The sequence below is a fragment of the Parabacteroides sp. AF21-43 genome (assembly GCF_003635435.1).
Taxonomy (GTDB): Bacteria; Bacteroidota; Bacteroidia; order Bacteroidales; family Tannerellaceae; genus Parabacteroides; species Parabacteroides distasonis.
Genome location: NZ_QTMG01000026.1, coordinates 11,799 through 37,280 on the forward strand (window position 1 = coordinate 11,799; position 25,482 = coordinate 37,280).

11 protein-coding genes and 1 tRNA gene are annotated in these 25,482 nt (G+C 45.7%); 8 read left to right on the plus strand and 4 right to left on the minus strand.

The genetic code is table 11. The annotated features are described in order from the left end of the window. Nucleotides 1-37 precede the first annotated feature (37 nt). The 7 genes from DWX84_RS16220 to DWX84_RS16250 all read left to right on the plus strand — a co-directional run bounded on the left by DWX84_RS16220 (nucleotide 38) and on the right by DWX84_RS16250 (nucleotide 15,890). Nucleotides 38-3,154 carry a TonB-dependent receptor gene (locus DWX84_RS16220; RefSeq protein ID WP_005866918.1) on the plus strand — a complete coding sequence of 1,039 codons (3,117 nt, stop codon included), beginning with the start codon at nucleotides 38-40 and terminating at the stop codon, nucleotides 3,152-3,154. Nucleotides 3,155-3,203: 49 nt separating this feature from the next. Continuing rightward, the gene (locus DWX84_RS16225; protein WP_005866917.1) at nucleotides 3,204-4,796 is read left to right on the plus strand and encodes a RagB/SusD family nutrient uptake outer membrane protein; all 1,593 of its coding nucleotides are present in this window, start codon (nucleotides 3,204-3,206) and stop codon (nucleotides 4,794-4,796) included. 178 nt (nucleotides 4,797-4,974) lie between these two features. Continuing rightward, nucleotides 4,975-8,664 carry a phosphoribosylformylglycinamidine synthase gene (gene purL, locus DWX84_RS16230; RefSeq protein ID WP_121961101.1) on the plus strand — a complete coding sequence of 1,230 codons (3,690 nt, stop codon included), beginning with the start codon at nucleotides 4,975-4,977 and terminating at the stop codon, nucleotides 8,662-8,664. Nucleotides 8,665-8,931: 267 nt separating this feature from the next. Further along, nucleotides 8,932-9,582, plus strand: a complete 651-nt coding sequence (locus DWX84_RS16235) for a hypothetical protein (protein WP_005866912.1) — start codon at nucleotides 8,932-8,934, stop codon at nucleotides 9,580-9,582. A 169-nt stretch (nucleotides 9,583-9,751) separates the two neighbouring features. Beyond that, nucleotides 9,752-12,922: a TonB-dependent receptor gene (locus tag DWX84_RS16240; RefSeq protein ID WP_121961100.1), complete on the plus strand. Its 3,171-nt coding sequence runs from the start codon at nucleotides 9,752-9,754 to the stop codon at nucleotides 12,920-12,922. Nucleotides 12,923-12,960: 38 nt separating this feature from the next. Next, nucleotides 12,961-14,379, plus strand: coding sequence for a calcineurin-like phosphoesterase family protein (locus DWX84_RS16245; RefSeq protein WP_122377561.1), 1,419 nt, complete (start codon nucleotides 12,961-12,963; stop codon nucleotides 14,377-14,379). 239 nt (nucleotides 14,380-14,618) lie between these two features. After that, nucleotides 14,619-15,890, plus strand: coding sequence for an ATP-binding protein (locus DWX84_RS16250; protein WP_048927957.1), 1,272 nt, complete (start codon nucleotides 14,619-14,621; stop codon nucleotides 15,888-15,890). A gap of 759 nt (nucleotides 15,891-16,649) precedes the next feature. Here DWX84_RS16250 and DWX84_RS16260 read toward each other — a convergent pair. The 4 genes from DWX84_RS16260 to alaS all read right to left on the minus strand — a co-directional run bounded on the left by DWX84_RS16260 (nucleotide 16,650) and on the right by alaS (nucleotide 24,386). After that, nucleotides 16,650-19,571 carry a DUF6383 domain-containing protein gene (locus tag DWX84_RS16260; protein ID WP_121961099.1) on the minus strand — a complete coding sequence of 974 codons (2,922 nt, stop codon included), beginning with the start codon at nucleotides 19,569-19,571 and terminating at the stop codon, nucleotides 16,650-16,652. Nucleotides 19,572-20,437: 866 nt separating this feature from the next. Then, nucleotides 20,438-20,512: transfer RNA gene (locus DWX84_RS16265), tRNA-Pro, on the minus strand. 36 nt (nucleotides 20,513-20,548) lie between these two features. Continuing rightward, entirely contained in the window at nucleotides 20,549-21,610 is a 1,062-nt protein-coding gene (gene aroB / locus DWX84_RS16270) for a 3-dehydroquinate synthase (protein WP_048927955.1), read from the minus strand. 154 nt (nucleotides 21,611-21,764) lie between these two features. Then, a complete protein-coding gene (gene alaS, locus DWX84_RS16275; protein ID WP_122377562.1) occupies nucleotides 21,765-24,386 on the minus strand; it encodes an alanine--tRNA ligase in 2,622 nt (873 codons plus the stop codon). Between the two features lie 98 nt (nucleotides 24,387-24,484). Here alaS and DWX84_RS16280 point away from each other — a divergent pair, with 98 nt between their 5' ends. Further along, nucleotides 24,485-25,468, plus strand: a complete 984-nt coding sequence (locus DWX84_RS16280) for a M23 family metallopeptidase (protein WP_005861279.1) — start codon at nucleotides 24,485-24,487, stop codon at nucleotides 25,466-25,468. The last annotated feature ends 14 nt before the right edge of the window (nucleotides 25,469-25,482 follow it).

A 25,482-nucleotide genomic window follows, 5' to 3' on the forward strand; every position in this document is an offset into this window, starting at 1 on the left:
TCTATTTATTAACAAATTAAACAAAAAGTATGTATCTATGAAAAGGTTGACTTATCTTTTACTATGCTTGTTTGCAAGTATAGCGTTCGCAACAGCACAGACCGCGAAGGTGACCGGTACGGTTATCTCGGCGGAAGACGATGGACCTATCATCGGAGCCTCTATCGTAGTAGCAGGAACTACTATCGGAACGGTAACCGATCACAATGGAGCGTTCACACTAGATGTTCCTTCCAATGCCCAAAAGCTAATCATCTCTTACATCGGTATGAAATCTGTAGAAGTAACAGTAAAACCGATTATTAAAGTTAGCATGGAATCAGACTCGCAGAATCTGGATGAAATTGTAGTAGTTGGCTATGGTACACAAAGAAAAAAGGATGTAACAAGCGCCATCTCGAAAGTTGGGGGTGAAGACCTAGCTAACTTAGCGGCACCTTCATTTGATACCCAATTAGCAGGCCGTGCCGCCGGTGTACAAGTAACGACACCCAGCGGCGTGTTGGGTTCCGGCCCTCAGTTTAAAGTACGTGGTATGAGCACCATCTCCGCAAGCTCACAACCTTTATTCATCATCGATGGTATGCCATTGGCGGTAGGAGACAACAGTTCCGGATCCACCGGTATGGGTATGTTGTATGCTGAATATAACGCCATGTCGGATATCAATCCGAACGATATCGAGTCGATCGAGATCTTAAAAGACGGTGCCGCTACGGCTATTTATGGTTCCCGTGCGGCAAACGGCGTTATCTTGATCACAACGAAAAAGGGCTCCAAGGGACGCACCAGCGTAAACTACGATGGTTATATCACAGCGGCCAGCCCGGCTAAATTGCATGACCTGTTAGGAGCGAAGGATTTCGTCACTATCGCTAACGAGAAATACGAGAACTGGGGTATGAAGGGACAAGCCGTATACGACCCGAACGGCCCGGATACCAACTGGAACGACTATATCTTCCGTACGGGCTTCCAGCACAATCACAGTTTGTCTGCCAGCGGCGGTACCGATAAGAGCCAATATTACGTATCGCTCGGTTTCACGGAGCAGGAAGGTATCGTACGTGCCAACGACTTGAACCGCCTGAGCTTGAAAGCAGACTTGACGCAGCAGGCTACGAAATGGTTCCGAATCGGATTGAACGGACAAATGACACGCACGATCATGAATGGTGTCATGAATGGAGAAAACTCCTTAGGCGGTGTAGGTTTCGCCGGAACCCGTATGTTGCCGAACGTGGATGTGTACAACCCAGACGATCCTACCGGCTACAATATCGATGCGGAAAACCGCAAAGCCTTGGGACGTGGTGGCAACTTGAGTTATATCGATAACGGTGTGCAGAACATCGTATGGGCATTAGACAACAACGTGAATCGTACGACAAACACCCGTGTAATCGGAGGTGGCTGGGGTGAGATCACCTTTATGGATGGTCTTACGTTTAAGACACAAGCTGGCCTAGACATCGCTAACGTACGCGACTATATGTATTGGGATACAGAATCCGGTGATGGATACGGATATGGCGGTTTAATCGAGGAGGTAAACTCCACATACGCCACTTGGAACTGGCAGAACGTATTGAACTTCACACGCACGTTTAACTCGGTACATAATCTGACTGCTACGGCTGTACAAGAATATACACACAGCGAGACAGAATATATGGACGGAAGTGTCTATGAGTTGTCTGATCCGTTCTTTTCCGAGCATATCATCAGCAATACGTTCGGACAGAAGGACGTAGGTGGATGGAAATCGGAGAATGGCTTGGCTTCTTATATGTTCCGTGCGAACTATAATTATGATAGCAAGTATTATATCGGCGCTTCCATTCGTTACGATGGCCTCTCTAAATTGCCGAAGGATACTCGCTGGGGTACATTCTGGGGGGCTTCCGCCGCTTGGCGCTTGTCTCGCGAGAAATTCTGGACAGAAGCACCTGTCAACGAATGGTTCAACGACCTCCGCTTGCGTGCCAGCTATGCGACAATCGGTAACTCTGCTTTAGGCAGCGATTATCCCTATTTGGGAACGTATGGTGCCAAATTGGTAGGACCGATGGCAGGTATCGCTTGGAACGTAATGGGTAACAATAACTTGAAATGGGAGACAACCGAGACTTTCGATATCGGTTTGGATGGTGCTCTCTTCAATAACCGTATGACTTTCGAGATCGCTTATTGGCAGAAGAACTCCAAAGACCTAGTATTGCGAGTACCGACTCCTCCGACGATGGGTATCCCCAACAACTACTACTATGACAATATCGGAAAGATCAAGAACTCCGGTTTCGAGTTGACAGTAGGGGGTACGATTATCAATACGAAGGACTGGAATTGGCATTCGGACATCAACTTCTCTACCGTGAAGAACACGGTGAAAGAGCTGTATGGTGGAACGGATATCATCGACAACTATACGATCATTCGGGAAGGTGAATCTTACCAATCACTTTACGGTTATGATTATTACGGTGTGAATGCCGCCAACGGTAATCCGATTTGGAGAAAGGCGGACGGCTCTTTGGTACAGTTCGATACTTTCGGAGCATATGATTATGCCGAATACGATCCTTCCAACCCCGAAGATGTATCCAAACCATCGTCATTGACCAACGACGATCGTAAGATATTGGGTAAATCCATGCCGACTTGGTACGGAGGATGGAACAACACGGTTACTTTCAGAGATTTCGACTTGAATGTATTTTTCCGTTTCTCCGGTGGCAACAAGTTGATGAACGCATCACGTCAAAGCTCATTGCTGAACATGGATTTCGCAAACAACGGAACGGAGCTCTTAGGCCGTTGGGTATCTCCCGAGCAACCGGGTGATGGTATGACCCCGAAGATCGGTTACGGTGACGGGGCCGCGCTTTTCAATGACGGGTTCAGTGATTCTCACTTCGTGGAGAACGCCAGCTACCTGAAACTGGCTACACTAACCTTAGGCTACACGATCCCGAAGACGATCGTGTCCAAATTGGGTATGTCTAAGATCCGCCTCTATCTGCAAGGACAGAACTTATTCACGATCACCGGCTATAGCGGTTTGGATCCGGAGACACAGTCTCGTAATGGTGTGGATTGGAATGGTATGCCACAACAACGCTCGTTCACGTTCGGTGCTAACGTTACATTCTAATCACTTCGAGAAATTCGCATAAATAACAACTGTTGAAAACAATACAATTATGATATCGAATAAAATATATAAAAAGATTTTAACCGTAGCGTTGGGCACAGCCCTTTTCTCGCTACCGCTATTCACCGCCTGCGAAAGTGATGTGGTGGATCTGCAACCTATCGACAAGTTCTCGGATTTGACAGCTTACAGCACGCCTGATCGTTGTGAGCTATCCGTAATCGGTGCTTATGATGCCGCACAATGCGGTCTGTATATCAACACAGGCAACGGCCGTACACGTGGTTACCCTTTTGGGGCTGCCAGTATTTTACAAGGCGAGATGCGCGGGGAGGACATGAACCTGACCGCCGTGTTCTATGATTATACTTATTCCGCGACCTATAACGTGTCTACCGCCAATAACGTGGCGATGTGGGAGACCTCGTTCGAGGCGATCAATCGCTACAACATCGTAAGGGACGGCATCGAGGGAGCTGTTGCCAACGGAATAATCTCCCAAGAATTAGGAAACCAGTACAAAGGAGAGTTACTGTTCTTGCGTGCGCTGACGTATCACAACTTGATGATCCATTTCGCGCTACCTTACAACGTGGAGGGCAACAATAATTATGGTATGCCAATCTATCTGAACGCGGTAAGCGACCCTGCGCAAGTGGAAAACCAATTGCAAATCGGACGTTCTTCCGTAAAAGATACATATGCGCAGATATTGAAAGACCTCGACGAAGCGGAGAGCCTGCTTCCAGATGTGATCGAAGTCAACAAGATCGCCCGTGCGAGCAAAGGCGCAGCTATCGCACTGAAAAGCCGCGTACACCTGCACATGCGTGATTGGGCAGGCGTAATCGAAGATGCGAAGAAGCTGGAAAATAGTCGCTTCAAACTGGAGTCGGATCCCGCCACTCCATTTACCTCCTATTCAAATAACATGGAGTCTATCTTCTCGATCGCCAATAGCTCGGATGACAATGCCAGCGTGAACGGCGCGATGTCTTCTATGATGTCGGCACGCGACGGTGGCCGTGCGATGTGTCCGTCTTCTCCGATTCTTTACAATTCCAAGTTTTGGAGAGGTGATGACAAACGACGCAATCTATTACTCTATCGGGAGTCTGACCAATACTATTTCTGCGACAAGTATCAGAATCCGACTACACGTGAGGAATATGCCCCGATCATTCGTTATGCGGAGGTATTGCTGAATGAGGCGGAGGCTGCCGCACGTCAAGGAGACAAGGACTTGGCCTTGAAGAAACTGAATGAAGTACGCGATCGCTCCTTGGCGGATCCTGCCAGCCAAACGTATAAGGCAAATGACTTCGCCGACACGAAGGCCTTGACGGAAGCGATCCTTTGGGAACGACGTATCGAGTTCCACGGAGAGGGACGTCGTTGGGAAGACATTCACCGTTTAGCAGCGGACGACCTCTGTCCTTCCGGAGGTATCCCCGCTAAGATAGAGTACAACAACACGAAAGGGCAAGGTGCCTTCGTGGTAGGTGGTGAGGTGAAATCCGAGTGGTTCGGCAGTAACAAGGCGTTCATTCCATACACGGACAAACGTTTCATTTGGCCGATCCCGCAAAACGACTTATTACGTAACCCCACACTAGCCGCACAACAAAACGCAGGCTGGTAAACATAGACACACTCTTATTTTTTACTATGTAGGGGACATGAGAGGGCGAGACCGGGAGGTTCCGCCCTCTTTTCTTTTAAAACGTATTGACATAATAATTCACGGGAAATCATTATCTTTGCACTCTCTAAAAGAGGCTTATTCGTTATTTCGTGATAAATACTAATAAATCAACGATATGATTCTATTCTTTCAATCTTCAACAAAGACGGTGCTGGCTGTAGAGGCCGCGCACGCTTTCTCTCCTGAAGACACTCAAAAACTGGTTTGGTTGTTTAGCGAGGCAACTCCTGTTCAATCAGAAACATTGGAAGGCTGGTACGTAGGGCCACGCCGGGAAATGATTACCCCGTGGAGTACGAACGCCGTTGAAATTACCCAGAACATGGGCCTGACCGGTATTTCCCGTATTGAGGAATATTTTCCTGTTTCTTCTGGCGACGCGGATCACGATCCGATGTTACAACGTATCTACAATGGCTTGAATCAGGAGATCTTCACGATCAGTAAAAAACCGGATCCTATTGTCTATATTGAGGATTTGGAAGTGTACAACCAACAAGAGGGCTTGGCACTAAGCCAAGAGGAGATCGCTTACTTGAACGAGGTAAGCCAGAAGTTGGGACGTAAGTTGACCGATAGCGAGGTGTTCGGTTTCTCTCAAGTAAACTCGGAACACTGCCGCCATAAAATATTCGGAGGTGTATTCATCATCGACGGCGAGGAAAAAGAAAGTTCCTTGTTCAACTTGATCAAGAAGACTTCCGCCGAGAACCCTAATAAATTGGTTTCCGCTTATAAAGATAACGTAGCGTTCAATGAAGGCCCGACGGTAGAGCAATTCGCTCCCCTATCCGGTGACAAACCTGATTTCTTCGCCGTAAAAGATATCAAGACGGTTATCTCCTTGAAAGCCGAGACGCATAACTTCCCGACAACCGTTGAACCGTTCAACGGTGCCGCTACCGGAACAGGTGGTGAGATCCGCGACCGTCTGGGCGGTGGTAAGGCATCCTTGCCGATAGCGGGAACAGCTGTCTATATGACTTCTTACCCGCGTACGGAAGGCGCTCGCGAATGGGAGAAAATCTTAGACCCCCGTCCTTGGTTATACCAGACTCCGGAGCAGATCTTGATCAAGGCTTCCAACGGTGCTTCCGATTTCGGTAATAAATTTGGGCAGCCGCTTATCTGTGGTTCTTTATTGACTTTCGAGCACACGGAGAACGATAAGAAATACGCTTACGACAAAGTAATCATGCTTGCCGGCGGTGTAGGTTTCGCAAATATGCGTGATGCTTTGAAGGGCGATCCGGAACCGGGCGAGAAAGTGGTTGTGATCGGTGGCGATAACTACCGTATCGGTATGGGTGGTGGAGCCGTATCTTCCGTAAACACGGGACAATATACAAGCGGTATCGAGTTGAACGCCGTACAGCGTGCCAACCCGGAAATGCAGAAACGTGCGGCTAACGTGATCCGTGCGATCGCCGAGTCTGACGAGAACCCGATCGTCTCTATCCATGACCATGGTGCGGGTGGACACCTCAACTGCTTGTCTGAGTTGGTGGAGGCTACCGGCGGACACATCGATATGAGCAAATTGCCGATTGGTGACCCGACTCTCTCAGCGAAGGAGATCGTAGGAAACGAGAGCCAAGAGCGCATGGGCTTATTGATGAAAGAAGAAGATGTAGCCCGTGTAAAACGTATCGCGGATCGTGAACGTGCCCCGATGTATGTGGTAGGCGAGACTACTAACGACATGAAGTTTGTCTTCGAACAAGCGGACGGCGTAAAACCTATCGATATCAAGCTGGAATATATGTTCGGTAAACCGCCTAGAACGGTTATGACAGACCATACGGTCACTGAATCTTATCAACCGGTTGTTTACAAAGAATCCGAACTTCACCATTATTTGGAGAACGTACTTCAATTGGAGGCCGTAGCCTGCAAGGATTGGTTAACAAACAAAGTAGACCGTTCCGTAACCGGTAAGATCGCCCGCCAGCAATGTCAAGGTGAATTACAATTGCCGTTGAGCGACTTAGGTGCCGTAGCGTTGGATTACCGCGGGAAAGCTGGTATCGCAACTTCTATCGGTCACGCTCCCCAGGTAGCCATGGTTGATCCGGCCGCCGGTTCCGTTATGGCAATCGCCGAGTCATTGACCAATATCGTATTCGCTCCGCTGACAGATAAGTTGGAGAGCGTATCCTTAAGTGCCAACTGGATGTGGCCATGCCGCAACGAAGGTGAGGACGCCCGTCTATACACAGCCGTACAAGCCGCTTCCGATTTCGCTTGCAGCTTGGGCATCAATATCCCGACTGGTAAGGACTCCTTATCCATGACGCAGAAATATGGCGACGATAAGGTGATCGCCCCGGGTACGGTGATTATCTCCGCAGGTGCAGAGGTTAGCGATATCAAGAAGATCGTCTCTCCCGTATTGGCACAAGACAAGAATACATCCATTTATTATATAGATTTCTCTTTCGATACCTTGAAGCTGGGTGGTTCCGCCTTCGCCCAAGCTTTGAACAAGCTGGGTAACGAGGTTCCTACCGTGAAAGATCCGGAATACTTCCGTGACGCTTTCAACGCCGTACAAGACGCGATCGAGAAGAGACTCATCCTTGCCGGACACGATATCTCAGCGGGAGGTATGATCACCGCCCTGTTAGAGATGTGCTTCGCTAACGTAGAGGGTGGTTTGGATGTCAACTTGGATAAGATCTCCGAGAGCGATATCGTGAAGATCCTGTTTGCCGAGAATCCGGGTATCTTGGTTCAGGTAAAGGACAAGAAGGCATTCGAAAAGTTGATGGAAGAAGCTGGCGTAGGTTTCGCCATCATCGCCAAACCGACCGACGAGCGCCATGTATTGGTATCGAAAGACGGCATCCAATATCACTTCGGCATCGACTATATGCGTGACGTATGGTACGAATCTTCTTATAAGCTGGATGTAAAGCAGAGCGGAAGCGTTTGTGCCGGAAACCGTTTCGAGAACTATAAGATGCAGCCCGTACAGTACAAGCTCCACAAGGACTTTACCGGAAAACTTTCTTCTTACGGACTCTCTGCGGAACGCCGCACTCCGAACGGCATCAAGGCCGCAGTAATCCGTGAGAAGGGTACGCAATGCGAGCGTGAGACAGCTTACGCCTTGTATCTGGCTGGTTTCGACGTGAAGGATGTCCATATGACGGACTTGGCTAGCGGACGTGAGGCTTTGGAGGATGTAAACTTCATCGTATTCTGCGGTGGTTTCTCCAACTCCGACGTATTAGGTTCCGCCAAGGGCTGGGCCGGCGGTTTCTTGTATAACGAGAAAGCCAAGAAAGCGATCGACAACTATTACGCACGTAAAGATACGTTGAGCATGGGTATCTGTAACGGTTGCCAGTTGATGGCCGAGTTAGGCTTGGTTTATCCGGAGCACGAGAAAAAGCATAAGATGGTTCACAATGATTCCCATAAGTTCGAGTCTAACTTCGTTAGCTTGGAGATACCGAAAAACAACTCCGTAATGTTCGGCTCCTTGAGCGGCACGAAGTTGGGTGTATGGGTAGCTCATGGTGAAGGTAAGTTCGAGTTCCCCTACGAGGAGAAGGAGTACAACATCATCGCTAAATACAACTACGATGGCTATCCCGCCAACCCGAACGGTTCTCCTTGGTCCGTTGCCGGTGTTTGCTCAAAGGACGGCCGCCATTTAGCTATGATGCCTCACCCCGAACGTGCGATCTTCCCTTGGCAGTGCGGTTATTACCCCGCCGACCGTAAGGAGAACGACGAGGTCACTCCATGGATCGAGGCGTTCGTGAACGCTCGCAAGTGGATCGAGAATAATAAGTAAAAATAACGGGGGTTGTTTTTAGCGTTCTTTGAACCTTAAAAACAACCCCTGTTTCTATATCTCCTTAAAGTTTCTTGGTAACCGCCTTTTGATTGAACTCATCCACACGGCAGAATAGACTTTACAACGAATCCACGATTTTAATATCCAAGCCGGTACAGGGGGATTATCGGTAACCATTACTTTATACAACCGTAATATCCCTGCAACACCTCGCTAATATCTTTGCCTTCGAAATTAATAGACACAGAATTTAATAGAAGAATCATGGAAAGGTTATTTAAAATCAGAATCTTTACGGTTATGTTCTTTTTAGCCGTAGCTTCTATAGCAGCGAACGCTAAAGAAAGTAAGAAGGAAGGTGACAATTATCATGCGAAGCAAATTCTCATCGTAGGTTTGCACGATAACGTGAAATCAAACTATTTCTACAATGGGATGATCGCCGAAGAGACCGGTATGAAAGCGGATAGTATCGACCAAACGTATAATACGATCATCGCCGAGAATATCGCCGCATCCGTAAAGAACGGAGATTGTAAGTTTATCCCGGCAAACGCTACACAAGTGACCGGACAGGTACTGAATGAGATCAAGGTGAACGGGGAGAGCGAGGATTGCTATTCCGATCTTTCAGCCGTGCCGACCGAAGAGTTACAAAAGGTATTGGATAATGCCGGCGCTGATTATCTGCTGGTATTAAACCAGCATTATCTTAAATGGCAAGACCAACCGTTGCGCACACTTTTCCATATCGTCAGCTATACCCTATTCGATAAAGATAAAAACGAGGTATATCGGGGGAATAACTTCTTTACCTGTATGAATCTTGAGAATCCGGATAAACTCAGAAAGAGCAGCCGCAAGAGTTCATCCAAGATAGCATCTAGCATTATCAAAACGTTGGATGAGGACTAACCTTCTTCTTTATAGACACATTTATAATTTTCTCGTTGAGCCTAATGGATATCCTTCATTAGGCTTTTTTCTTTATTTAAACCTACACACGGATGTAATCTCTTTGCAAAACGGGACACTTACTTTTGCGCCGTAAAAGATATTTAGGTTTAATTTTAAAAAGATTGTTATGAGGATGTTTAACAAACGCATTACTTGCAGGTTACTTGCCTGTTTGTTATTTTTTAATTGCTTACCGGCTCTCCTATTCGCGCAAGGAACGCAAGCCATTATCACCGGTACGGTCGTGGATAATAAAGGGGAATCAGTGATCGGGGCCACGATCCAAGTCAAGAATGAATCTACCGGATTCTTCACGGGCTCTATCACGAACGATAAAGGAGAATACACCATCAAGCAGCTTCCGCTAGGTTCTCCTTATACCGTTACAGCTTCTTATATCGGTTATGGGGAACAGAAAAAGACAGGATACGCATTGAACCAAGGGGATATGCTTCGAGTGGATTTCAAGCTAGCGGAGGAATCGGTGGAGATCCAAGCTGTCGAGGTAGTCGCTAATTCCTTGAAGAACATGGTTCCGAAGATCGGCGCGGCAACATCTATCTCCGCTCAAAATATCACGAAGCTTCCGGTAAACGGCCGTAACTTCACATCCCTGATGGATCTCTCGCCATTGAGTAGCGGAGGAAATATCGCCGGGCAATTATCATCCTCAACGAATTACACCATCGACGGTATGACGGCTAAAGGAACCGTAGCGAGCGGAACGACTTCCGGCGCTTATACGATATCCATGGAAGCCGTCCGCGAGTTTGAGGTGGTAACCAATCAATATGACGTGACCAACGGACGTTCCGGGGGCGGTACCGTGAGCGCTGTTACGAAATCAGGAACCAATACTTTCACCGGAAGTGTATTCGGATTCGGTCGTGCCGATTGGTTATCCAGTTCCTATGATATACGGGGAAATAAATCGACTTCCGACTTCTCTACCTATCAATATGGTTTCTCTTTGGGAGGCCCGATCGTGAAAGACCGTGCGCACTTCTATGTCGTATGGGATCACCAACAGGATTCCCGTCCGATTTATATAGCGGATATCAAGACGGCGGCGGACGAGTCTCGCTATAATGTCACTCAATCTACGCTAGACCGTTATCTGGATATCGCCCGTACTAAATACGGAGTCTCGAATGAACCTCAATTCGGGGAGTTCGGTAAGAAGAAGCAGACGAACGCGGTCTTCGCCCGTATCGACTGGCAGTTGAACGCAACCAACTTGTTAACCATTCGCAATAATTTCATCAACGAGGATAATAAACAGAGCGAGAGCGATAACTCCAGTATCAATCTCTACGAGGTTTGGATCGATCGCAAATCGCATAACAACAGCTTACTCGCTACCTTACGCTCGGTATTAAGCCCAAAGCTGACCAACGAGTTGAAGCTTCAACATTTCTTGGTTTACGAGGCTACGACCCCGAACAAGCAATTGCCTAGTTCTAATATTCCGAGAGCAATCGTAGAGAACGTGGAATCTATTTCTGGTGACAAGAGCATGTACACTTCCATCCAACTTGGAGGTCAACGCTACGCTCCCGAACATTTTAAGGATAATGTACTTCAATTGGTAGACAATATGTATTATAATACGGACCGCATCAACTATACATTCGGAGCAGACTTCATGTACACCAATATGAAATCACTCTACGGCAGTGAGATGAACGGACGGTTTTATTTCACGGGACTGGATAATTTCGAGCATATGACTCCTTACCGCTATGCCCGGGAAATCGCCTTGGTAGATGATCCTACCGTAAAGATGAACACCTTGAACTCCGCTATCTACGGACAATTACAAACGAAGCTTTTCACCGGATTCGAGGTCATGGCCGGTATCCGTGCGGATTATACCCGCTATTTCAACCACGCGAACTTTAACCAGACCGTTTATGACGAACTAGGCTTACGTACGGACAACGTAATCTCCACCTTCCAGTTGCAACCCCGCGTTCAATTCACGTGGGACGTGAATGATAAACATCAAGATATTATCCGCCTTGGCGCCGGTATCTTCGGTTCGGATTTAAACAACTATTCGATGATCAACAATATGCTGTTCGACGGTACGAAGGTAGCGTCCGTGGATATACAAGGCAATTTGGTTCCAACACCGAATTTCCCGGCATACCGAAAAGACCCTTCTACCGCTCCGGGCGTTGATTTATTCAACAACCCGAATATCCAAAAGATCAGCACGATCAATATGAATAGTAAGGATGCCCGTGTACCGGTAGTATATAAGTTGAACGCCAGCTACACGCATTTCTTCTCCGATCGCTTGCGGGTAGGTATCAGTGCTTACGCCAACTGGGCACGCCATAATTATATGTACGTAGACCGTAATATGGTGGACGAGCCTTACTTCCGTATCGCCGCCGAGGGGAATCGTGGCGTGTTCGTCCCCGCCGAGAGTATCAATACCGAGAACGGAGCGACCGACTGGATGCAAGGACGTAAAAGTGATAAGGTAGGCCGTGTGCTGGAATTAATCAGCGATGGAAAAATCAACCAATACGCGTTCGTTGTAGATGGAACTTGGCGTTATTTCAAGGATGGCGAGCTTTCTTTCAGCTATACGTGGAACGATTCCAAGGATAACACCTCTTACAACGGTAACGTAGCGAATACAGCGACTCTAGCCTTGATGGTAAAAGATGATCCTCGTGATTTGAGTACCATGACTTACTCGGACAACCAATTCCGCCATAAGGTCGTATTCTACGGTACGGCTCCTTCTTTCTGGGGGATCAGCGTTGGCTTGCGTTTCTCCGGGATCGGTGGAACCCGCTACTCTTTAGCGGTTAGTGGTAATATGAACGGTGATTTCGTATCATCCAACGACTTGGCTTATATCTATGACCCGAACGATAGTAATACGCCTCAATATCTTCGTGAGGGTATCCAAGCGATCTTGGACAATCCGGAAGCGGAGAAGAGCGTAAAAGATTATATCCGTAAAAACTATGGGAAGGTTGCCGAGCGTAACGGTGGCGTAAATGGCTTCTACGGTACTTTCGATTTGCGCTTGAACAAGAACTTCAAGATCTATAAGACTCATTCCATCGAGGCCTCGATAGACTTTTTCAATTTCCTGAATATGCTGAACAAGGACTGGGGTGCCGGACATAATCTAGGCAAGCAGAATATCTACTCCATCAAGAGTTTTGACGCGGAGAAGAAGCAATACGTATATAACGTAAACAAAAACACGGGTGTATCCAATATGAACGGAAATCCTTGGCAGATTCAAATCGGCGTACGTTATAAATTCTAACTAACATATTCTATATTCAAATCATAAAAAAAATTACGATGAAGAGACAATTCTTATCATTCACGCTTTTACTTGCGTTATCCACTTGGATAGCGCAAGCCGCTACCGTAAGAGGCACTGTATCCGATACGGCAGGCAAACCGCTACAAGGCGTAGTCGTTACGGATGGTTATAATTTCACGCAAACAAATGAGCGGGGAGAATATAGCCTAGATTCGAATCTGGACAAAAGCCGCTTTGTCTACCTCTCCGTACCGGGTGACTACGAGATCGAGCAAACAAAAGGTATACCGGATCTTTTCTATCAGCAACTTGATAAAAGTAAGGAGATCAATGAACATGATTTTACGCTCACCCCTAGGAAACAGCCAATCGACGGGTTTGTCTACTTGGCAATCTCCGATCCTCAGACCATCGACGAACGGCAGATGAAACGTTTCCGTGAAGAGACCATCCCCGACTTGAAGCAGACTATAGAGCGCTACCAAGGAAAAGAGGTCTACGGTATGGCGCTGGGAGACATTACTTGGGATCGCATGGATTTATTCACTCCTTATAAGGAAGCGGTCTCGGTCTTAGGCATCCCGATGTTCTCCGTGATCGGCAATCACGACCACGACTTACGTTACCCGGCCTTATCCAATCAAAAGGTAACCGAGGAGAGCTACGCGGAGCGTATCTACGAGGATCATTTCGGCCCTTACAATTATTCGTTCAATGTCGGGGATGCACATATCATCACCTTAAAAGATATTGATTATTATAAAGACAAGAAATATGACGAACGCTTCGGAAAGGAACAACTGGAATGGCTGAAAAACGACCTGAGTTACGTTAAACCCGGGACACTTGTATTTATCAACGTACATGCCCCGGTATTCAACCAGACGGATAAAGGGGGAGGAAACGCCGAGGACGCTGAGAGCCTGAAAGAGATCGTCGGCCCTTATAATGTCCATATCTTCGCCGGGCATACGCATTTCTTCGAGAACAACCAAGTCACACCGAATCTGTACGAGCATAATATCGGAGCCGCTTGCGGAGCTTGGTGGGCCGGCCATGTAAACCGGTGCGGCGCCCCGAACGGTTATCTGGTCGTTGAGGTGAAAGGGAATACCGCTACTTGGTATTATAAGGCAACCGGCCATGATTCGGATTATCAATTCAGGGTTTATAAGCCGAATGAGTTCAAATCGCAAGCGGATTACCTAGTGGTGAACGTATGGGATTGGGACCCGACCTACCAAGTTACATGGAGCGAAAACGGCATAGAGAAAGGTCGCATGGAGCAATTCGATGATGAAGACCAAGACTATATCGACATGCACGGAAAACCTTCCGGATATCATACATCGCACTTATTCCGTTGCCACCCTTCTGCCGGAGTCAAAGACGTACAGATCAAGGTTATCAACCGATTTGGCGAGACCTTTACTAAAAATGTAACACTCCCGTAATCAAGTCGTAACAAGTGGCATTTACTTTTGTATCGATAAAATGTAGAAAACTCTCATTACATATTAATGTTAGAATCATTACAAAGGAACAAACCAAACCTTATTCCTAACTTTGAACGGCAACTTGGCTTTCGGCGGAAGGCGGTTGCCGTTATTTTTTTAAGGGTATATCCCATTCTTAACGGGAAAAGTTTCGAGTTCATTCGAAACTTTTGTACTTTTACGCAAAAGTTTCGAGTATGGACGATAGATTTAAGACATTAGAGAAGTATAACCTATGGGGTGGAAACGATTTTCCAACAGGCTATAAACGGCAAGATTATTTAGATAGGATATTATCCTACACCGGAAACAGATTAATCAAAGTCTTGGTAGGACAGCGACGTGTAGGGAAAAGCTATCTCCTTCGTCAGTTAGCTAGCCATCTCGCCAATAGTGGAGTAAATCCCCGAAATATATTCTTCATTAACTGTGAGCTATCCGCCTTCTATTTTTTGAAAACCAATGAAGATCTTGATTCCCTGTTTAATCTCTACTTAAAACAAATAAATCCTCAAGGTCGTATCTATCTGTTCATTGACGAAATCCAAAATGTAGAGGGATGGGAACGCTTCGCCAACTCATACTCACAAGACTATACCGCCGAATATGAGTTATTCATTAGTGGCTCCAACTCTAAAATGCTATCTGGAGAACTCGCCACGTTATTAGCCGGACGTTATGTGGAATTTGCCATCTATCCTTTTTCATACACAGAGTTTCTTGGAATCACCCAAAAAGAAAACAACAAGGTACACTACCTAGAATATATGCAAAGTAGTGGTATGCCTGAATTATACCATCTATCTCAACCAGAAGTACAAAGAAATTATATATCCGCATTAAAAGACACCGTATTACTACGTGATATCATACAAAGACAAAACATAAAAGACGCTAAGTTGCTTGAGGACATTTTTGTCTATCTGGTAAATAACGCATCTAATTTAATATCAATTCGGAATATCACCAATTATTTCAAGAGCTCGGGAAGGAAGACCAGCTATGATACGATCGCCTCCTACATTAGTTACATAGAGGACACTTTTTTGGTACATAAAGTCGAGAAATACCAAATCAAGGGAAAGGAGACCATCGCCGGGAATTGTAAGTATTACATCAATGACCTAGGTTTCAACAATTATTTATATCAAGGCTTTGGCTACGGCATTGGGTATAAACTAGAAAACCTCATTTATCTAGATTTATTAAGGACCGGCTATCAAATATACGTAGGCAGCATAAAGAACAAAGAGGTGGATTTCGTCGCTATCAAAGGAGAGAGGGTTATCTATCTCCAATCCACTTATTTACTAATCGACAAAGAAACCATCGAACGGGAATATGCCTCGTTAGAGGCCATTGAGGATAATTACGAGAAGATCGTTGTCTCGCTCGATGATTTGCCGCTTCCTTCCAAAGAAGGAATAAAGCACGTACAAGCATGGAATTTATCCCATGCCATTCTCTAAAATCAAGGTTTGTTTTCGGATCTAGCCCTTCCTATAAGCTCACAAAAAAAGCACCTTGGCATTTTGTCAATTTGTAAACTCAACTGCCGGAGAATCACTTTTTTCGGGCAAACGTACAGCTTATCCCCAAATACGAGAAAAAATATTAGCAATCATTTGTCTTATACCGCATTAGTTAAAAACAGCCTTTTATCCTAGCGAATTTAATTCATCCTAATTCATATCCTATAGCTTATCCGGGCTATCTCATTGAGTTACGACAGGGATATAACAGGGTTACGATGCCCATTCATGAGTACTAACAACCCTATTCATGACTGTTTACGATGCCCAACGGCACTACTGTCGTTGCCAAACACGACTAGTCGCACTGCCTTTTACCACCTATCGTGTGTAAAAAGTGGTCCTTTTGCATGAAAAAGGCTATTTATACCCCTCCGATCTCCCCTACTTCATACCTCTCTCAAAAAGGGTATGTCACGATATCCCCCTTATATCAATCAAAAAGATCGAATACCGTCCATTTCACCAACAAAGCCCTTATCTACCTTTATCAACAAATAAGGGGAAACAGCGCAATACTGTCTCCCCTTGCCTTTGATCCGTTTCCATCCTCACGGAAGTACTTACGGATGAACTTTAATTTATTACTTTAGTATTAATATTAATCCATTCCCGCTTGTTCGCCCTCTCGGGGTACTTGGATAATCCGCACGGGAATGATTTTCGATTTATCTTTTCATTATTCCTTTACATGTCTTATTTAACGACCACCTTTACAGTCTCGTCGCCAACCGTTACAAGAACGATTCCAGCAGGAACAGCGATCGTAGCGTTATCGGAAGTGACAACTGTCTCTGCCAACGGCATACCCAACAAGTTGCGAACATAAGCAGTCTCGCCTTGAGCGCCTTGGATCGTTACGGAACCGGCGTTGCCTGTTACTACGATAGAAGAAGACGCAGAGTTATCGATAGACTCATTAGATGTAGGATTACCCTCACCTACTGTTACCGGCAACGCTTTAGAAGTATCAGTAGTAAAGCCTAACTTACCGTTCAACGCATACAAATATTTTGTAGGTTGATCTACCGGTCTCACCGAGTAAGCACCATCCAACTTCGTGATATAAAATTTGAAGTTATTTATACCTCCAAGGCAAACATCTTCCTTAGCTTCTGCCGCAACAACCACATTCTTTCCGTTTACAGTTGTATTGATCGTATCGACACCTGCTAAAGTGGCCGGACGGAAAATGGCTTTAACATCTGTATTCTCATCAGCTTCAGCTCCATAAGTACCTTCCAAACCATAGTTCTCATCATAAGTAAACTCAGCATGAGCCTCATTCCAATAACGTAATGAGTCTTGAGCGAAATACAAGAAATTTCTTACCGGAGCAACGGAGTCACCTTCAGCGATACCTTTAGAGATATAGAAAGAAGGAAGCTCTGCCTTACTATCTGCCGTATCCAACCAGAAAGTCAGACCTTCTGCGCCAATGATACCCTCAAGGATACCATTCTTATTTTCCTTCAAGGAGATTGAACCTTCCTCACTATCCAATGTCGCATGTCTCGGAACAGCATCCAAGCTAGCACCCATCTGGAAGAAATCTACCACTACTTTCGCATAATCCGCCTTTTCCGCACCAACTAGAACTTCATCGAAGCTAGGAGTATTCACATCCACTTTCAACATTTTAGCGTCAGCCTTGACAACGTCATTATAATTATCGGCAGCCTCGTCAGCGTTAAGAGCATCATCCAAGCAGATTACGGAATAAGTGCCGTCAACGTTCTTCTTGAATACCAAGCGAGAAAGATAGTCCGCTTTCTTATCGTTGTAATCAACCAACTTATAGTCGGAACTCTCATGCTTCAAACCCTTCTTATCGTCAACCAAATAGTAAGCTTGAATAGTCAACATATCCGCTTTCTTCTTAGCCACCTCGTCATCCTTCAAATAGATGTACTCAACATTATTTTTAACAGCCTCTGCCTTCTCCAAGCTCCAAGCGTAGCTCTTAGCGGCATCACTTACCGGCTCAAATTTAGAATCATTGGTATTATAGTTCATATACACTTTCTCTACGGCAACAGAGGATTCGCCATTAAATACCAACTGAGCCTTTTGCTTCAATTGAGCGTCAGAAAGAGCCAAGAAGCCATCATTAGCGCTTACGGCAACTAATTTGATATTCTCGGCAGGAATATCACCAACCGAAGTCTTTACGGCTTGATAAATTCCAGCCTTGTCTGTCTTATACAAATTAGCATTAAACGTTTCATTCGTCTCAAGATTCTTAAACGTAACAGCACCGGACCCCTGCATACTTACAATTACCCATTGTGCAACAGGAGCCTTCAAGTCAACCTTAGCAGGAGCCAAAGCCTCCTTAGAGAAAGAAGCGGTAGCACGAGGCTCTTCAGTTTTCGCATACGTAGAAACCAAATATTTACCATACAAAGACTCACCTTCTTCACCATCGGCAGGTTTAGTTCCTGTGAAGTAGATATTATAGATAGCGGCACCGTCAGTCTTCAACAGATCAGAAGCCTTTGCCCATGTATTTCCTGTAGTCTGGGCCAAGGAAAGCTTATCAGTGGAACCCTTCGTAGTGATATAAGTCTTCAAACCACCAGTGGTCAAGGAATAAGCTCCTACATAAACAGCTAACTCTGAACCAAAGTTCTCATCTGTGCCCTTCGTTACCTTCACACCTGTCATCTTGATCGTATATTGACCAGCCTTGTTTGCCAAGTCTTTTTCAGAAACACTATAGATAGCGTTCATGAAAGCGATTTTACCGTCTTTCTTAACATTGGTAGCGTTCAGTTTCTCGCCCTTTACGGTAGTGAAACCGAAACCCTCACCTTTAGCAGCATCCAAGCTCGTGATACCGAATGTAGCGTTCGGGTTCAATACGATGAAAGTAGCGGCTTTCAAGTTATCCGCGGTTACACCACCCTCTTTAGCCAACTTCAAACCGGCTGCGTTAGCTACAACGAAACACTCGCCGGAAACCTCAGTCTCACCTAACTCCAATGTAGAATTAACAGTAGAAGCGTCGATAGCGAACATCTGCTCTCCAAACGGATTCACGTCAGCCTCGGAAGCGGCGTTCGGGAATTTAAAAGAGAAACCCTTACCGGAAAGATTGCTGTTCAAATCACTAGAGGTTGTTCCTTTTTTAGCGATAAGCATTTTTGCTACATTTGCGGCAGTAGCCATATCATAAGCCAAAGTTTTACCTCCTAATGTAATTTTATCATCATTATAGTTATCAGAGGTATTATTGTCATCATAAGTAAACCAACAATAACCTTTCTTCACATCATCCTCGCCAGCGGCCTCAACAACCGTGGATCCTTCCTTACCATAAACCACCTTTCCAGCAGCGTCTACCAGTTTAAACATCAATTTACCATTCTCGGTCTTTACGCCTGTAACCGTGAAGACACCAGCTTCGCCTTCTGTAACGGTATTCGCAAACTTATAAGCAGCGTCCGTCACTTTCGCAGATTTCAAGAAAGATGTACCCTCTTCATTTCCCAAATAGACTTTCAGACCTTCTGTTGGCTTAGCTTCTTTCTGAGAATAAGTAGTTCCATCCGCAGCAAACGCCACACCTGCCATAAGCAAGAACGACGCAAACATAGTAGAAATTCTCTTGTTCATAATCTCTAATTTAAATATTAATAATAGTGTTAATTAAATATCTCTCAACTCTTTAATTATCCTTCGCCATACCAAAACGACTAGTCTAGACCATCGTCTAAATCTTGCGTTTTTCGAGGAGTAAAAAGAGAAGTTCGTTGAAGGAATCGGTTGTTTCGTAAAGGATAGGCTATCCTATTGATAAGAAAGAGAATAAGGGATGAAAAAAATAGCTCGGAAGGGTTGCAGAAGTCAAAGAAACGCGTACCTTTGCAAATGACTGATTAAAACGATCGTTTATACTAGCCGTTTTATTAGATAAATCAGTCCTTGATATTATTGGTATGTATTACTAAAACCTATTCACATATATCATATTCTTTAATGTACGTGTACATATATAATATAATTTCCAAAAATCCTCCTCTAGGTTAGCGCATACTTGATTTCGCAGGCCGTAGAAGGCTTTCCAAGTGATCAGTTATTCACTTCCCGAGCCGTTAGTTAGCGGCTATATATAGCCGCTAGTTATTCATTCGACAAGCCGTTAGTTATTCACTTCAGCAGCCAATGGCACTCTATCAAACAGCTAGGCCTCCCTACTCCGATAAACAATCGTGCCCCAAAAGACTTTGAACTCACAGAGCATGCACCGATAAGTCGGCACTAAGCAACCATTAACAGATATAATGGCTAAAACAGGCTGGAATGACCGCACTAAATTCAAACGGAAATATATCAATTTTAATCTGTTGTCATGATTTAAGGCTATCCCCCATGAATATCGGATGAGTCGGAATTTCTACTGCCTCATTGTTTTAGGAAAGTGGTAGAGAGCAAAAAAAGGAGTTAAGCCATAGACTTAACTCCTTTTATCTCAGCTTTAGTCGGGATGACTGGATTCGAACCAGCGACCACACGCCCCCCAGACGCGTACTCTAACCGGGCTGAGCTACATCCCGCTTTTATTTTACGGGTGCAAAGGTAGTTTTTTTCCGTTAAATGCCAAAACTTTCACGATAAAAATCAAGAGACTCCAAGATTTTTTCCTTGGTGACCGATTGGTTGATACGGACATCTCCTACATTTTTCAGTAAAGTGAAGTTGATGATACCGCCCTCATTCTTTTTATCATGTGTCATTAACTCATATAAGGTATCGTAGTCCGTGCAGTCAAAGAAGAGCGCCGGATAATACTCTTTTATATAACAAACGACTTGACTCAATTTCTCCATCGGGAAGCCACACAGCTTATGCGAGAGGTAAAGCTCGCTCACGATACCCGCCGCTACCGCATGACCATGCAAGATCGGACGCATTTTCAGGAAAGACAAGCTCTCGAAAGCGTGGCCGATCGTATGACCGAAATTCAATGCCTTACGAATACCTTGTTCCTTGGGATCTTCCTCTACGATCCGCTCTTTCACGGCGACCGACTGGCCTACCAAACTATTCAAATACGAATAATTCATGGTGTCGATATCAAAAAGCATGACAGACGCATAATTCTCCATCGAACTAATCAACCCGTGCTTGATCATCTCCGCATAACCGGAAAGGATATTATCGCGATCCAACGTGCGCAAAAAATCGCAATCGATGAATACACACAAGGGGGGATAAAAAGAACCGACCTCGTTCTTCAACCCATTGAAGTTTATACCCGTCTTACCGCCAACCGCAGCATCGACGGACGCCATCAAGGTCGTAGGGATATTGATCGTACGGATGCCCCGCTTGAAAGTAGCGCCGGCAAAACCACCCATATCCGTAATCATACCGCCGCCCAAATTCACCAGCAAGGAGTTACGGGAAGCCCCCTCATTCGACAAAGCTGTCCATATCTGGGCTAATGAGACAAAACCCTTATTCATATCACCCGCTTCCATCACGAGAATCGGCGCCTTTTGAAAGGCCGGTATATCCTCTACCAAGGGAAAACATTTCTCTTTGGTATTCGTATCCATAAGGATGAACAACTTATCGTATTTTAGAGAGGAGAGAAAATCTTGCAGTTCCGATTTCAGGTCCTTGCAAATAACCACTTTTTGCTCTGACATATCTTTTTTATTTAAAACCTTAGACCACAAAGGTAAAACATGTATTCCGATTATCAAAACGACATAAAAAAATTCCTTCGGATGGAATTCTTATTCGATCCGAAGGAATCTATCATTAAGTCCGAAAGAAAAGTCAATTTCTTCCGAACCGATTTTACTGTACTCCAACAGCCTCTTTCACAGCGCCAACCGCAATGGAAAGGCCCTCCATGTTCTTACCGCCGGCCGTAGCGAAATGGGGTTGTCCACCACCACCGCCTTGGATATGCTTAGCGGCCTCTTTTACGATCTTACCGGCATGCAAGCCCTCTTTCACCAAATCATCGCTTAACATAAGCATGAGCGTGCATTTGTTATCGTCTATGATACCGGCAACAAAGACAAAGCTATCGGTTGTCTCCGCCTTGATCTGGAAAGCCACGTTCTTCATAGCGTCCGCATTTGCCTTACCAACGAACTGCATAACCTTGATACCATTGCTCTCCGAAGCTTTCGCCACGATCTCCTCTTTCAAACGCATAGACTTCTCACGGATATAATCCTCGATCTGTTTCTTCATCTCCGCGTTCTCCTCGATAGACTTTTTCATCGCTTGCGCCAAATTCGGCATATGGTTCATCAACGCACGCAACTCACGGATCAGATCTTGCTGGGCATATACGAATTGCTCGGCGCCCTCGGCCGTAACCGCCTCTATACGACGGACACCTGCGGCGATAGAGCTCTCTCCTATCACGTGCAAAGAACCGATCATACCGGTTGCCGGGATATGCGTACCACCACATAGCTCCACGGAGCTTCCGTATTTCACGACACGTACCTCATCGCCATATTTCTCACCGAACAAAGCCATAGCCCCTAGCGCCTTTGCTTCGGCGATTGGCATATTGCGATGCTCTTCCAACGGGAAGTTCGCACGGATCTTCTCTCCAACCAATATTTCCACCTTACGGATTTCCTCGTCCGTCACTTTCTGGAAATGAGAGAAGTCGAAACGTAAAGAATCAGGCGAAACATACGAACCTTTCTGCTCTACGTGCGTACCTAATACCTCACGCAACGCCTCATGCAAAAGGTGCGTGGCAGAGTGGTTACACTCACACTGGATACGCTTTTTCACGTTGATCTTCGCGGTAAATGTAGCCGTTACGTCCTTCGGTAGTTTAGTAACCAAATGAACCGGCAAATTATTCTCTCGTTTCGTATCGATCACGTCGATCTTCTCGTCGTCGGCGATCAACCAACCCGTATCACCGACCTGTCCACCCATTTCCGCATAGAACGGGGTTTGATCCAGAACGATCTGGTATAATACTTTATTCTTTTGTTTGATCTGGCGATAACGCAAGATCTCTGCCTCGCATTCGAACAAATCATAACCCACGAACTTACATTCACCCTCTTTCAGCGTGATCCAGTCGCCTGTCTCGATAGCGGCGGCGTTACGGGCACGCTCTTTCTGCTTCTGCATAGCCTTATTGAAGGCCTCGATATCGGCTTCCATGCCGTTCTCACGAAGAATCAATTCCGTCAAGTCCAACGGGAATCCGTAGGTATCATATAATGTAAAGGCATCTACGCCATTCAAGACTGTCTTGCCCGCAGCCTTCGTCTCCTCCATTTTCTTATCCAGCAAACGGATACCGGTTTCCAAGGTACGAAGGAAAGATTCTTCCTCCTCCTTGATAACCTTCTCAATCAAGGTTTTCTGAGCGATCAATTCCGGATAAGCGTCGCCCATCGTCTCGATCAATACAGGCAAAAGCTTATACATAAACGCTTCCTTGCGATCCAAGAACGTATAACCGTAACGAACGGCACGCCGCAAGATACGACGGATTACATAACCGGCCTTAGCGTTGGAAGGCAACTGTCCGTCCGTGATAGCGAAAGCGATCGTACGGATGTGATCGGCGATCACACGCATGGCGATATCTTGCTGTTTATCCGTACCGTAAGTCGTACCCGCCATTTCTGCGATTACTTTGATAATCGGTTGGAATACGTCCGTATCATAATTTGAGGTCTTACCCTGCAATGCCATACACAGACGCTCGAATCCCATACCGGTATCGATTACCTTAGCCGGCAGCGGTTCCAAAGAGCCGTCGGCCTTGCGGTTGAATTGCATGAACACAAGGTTCCAGATCTCGATTACCTGCGGATGATCCTTATTTACCATATCGGCACCGCTGACCGCCGCACGCTCCTCGTCCGAACGAAGGTCGATATGGATCTCGGAACAGGGACCGCAAGGACCCGTGTCCCCCATTTCCCAGAAGTTATCATGTTTGTTACCGTTCAGAATATGATCTTTCGGTAAATATTGCTCCCAATAACCAGCAGCTTCGTTATCACGATCTAAGCCTTCGGCAGGGCTTCCCTCGAATACGGTGGCATATAAACGCTCCGGATTCAGCTTCAATACCTCTACCAAGTATTCCCAAGCCCAGTTGATCGCCTCTTTCTTAAAATAATCTCCGAACGACCAGTTTCCGAGCATCTCAAACATCGTATGGTGATAGGTATCATGCCCTACCTCCTCTAAATCGTTATGCTTACCGCTAACACGAAGACATTTCTGAGAGTCCGCGACACGAGGATACTTACGGGGCACGTTGCCCAAGATAATATCTTTAAACTGATTCATTCCCGCGTTCGTAAACATCAACGTGGGGTCACCCTTTACCACCATTGGAGCGGAAGGCACGATCTGGTGTTCCTTAGAAGCGAAGAATTGCTTGAAGGATTCACGGATTTCTTTTGCTGTCAACATAATCTATTTATATAGTTCTCGTTAATATTCTGAAAAACAATTTGCAAAAGTACTGCAAATTATTATTTTTGCGTGCATTCAGATAACAAAAAATGTAGATGAAACTCTTTAAAAGTCGCAAAACATACTATTTATACAATCCGAACACTCTCAATTATGAGCGTGTATACCCATCTAGCAAAGACCGGCTGTTCACCGTTCTCCGCCATTTAAGCACCGGAATAGCGTTCGGCGTAGCCACTTTTTTCGTCATGATGCATTTGGTGGACTCTCCGATGGAATCTCAGTTACGTAAGGAGAACCGCCTATTGCAAACTCAATACGAGGTACTTTCCCTTCGCTTAAATAACGCATTGGACGTATTGGATGATATCCAACAGCGTGATGAGAATCTGTACCGGGCGATCTTCCAAGCCGAGTCCATCCCCGAGTCCGTTCGGAAAGCCGGGTTTGGAGGGACAAACCGTTACGAGCATTTGATGAGCCTGTCCAATCCGGAGCTTGTTGTCTCCACGACCCAAAAGATGGATATGCTACGTAAGCAATTATATATCCAATCCAATTCCTTGGAAGAACTGATCTCCCTAGGAAAGAACCAAGAAGAGAGAAGTAAATGTATCCCGGCGATCCAGCCGATTTCCAATAAGGATCTGCGTCGTACCGCTTCCGGCTATGGCGTACGTATCGACCCGATTTACCGTACACCTCGTTTCCATTCCGGAATGGATTTCTCGGCTAAAGTGGGAACGGAGATCTATGCGACAGGTAATGGCGTTGTCACTTTCGCCGCTTGGAAACAGGGATACGGAAATTGTTTGATTATCGATCATGGCTACGGCTATCAGACTTTATACGGTCATATGAGTAAGTTCAAGAAACGTGTCGGACAAAAGGTTACTCGTGGAGAGGTGATTGGCGAGGTTGGAAATACCGGGAAATCTACCGGTCCTCACTTGCATTATGAGGTAATCGTACGAGGGAAGTATGATAACCCATCTAAATACTATTACATGGATCTCTCACCTGAGGAATACGACCGTATGATCCAGATTGCCGAGAATCATGGTCAGGTTATGGATTAAACTTCATTAGCAGT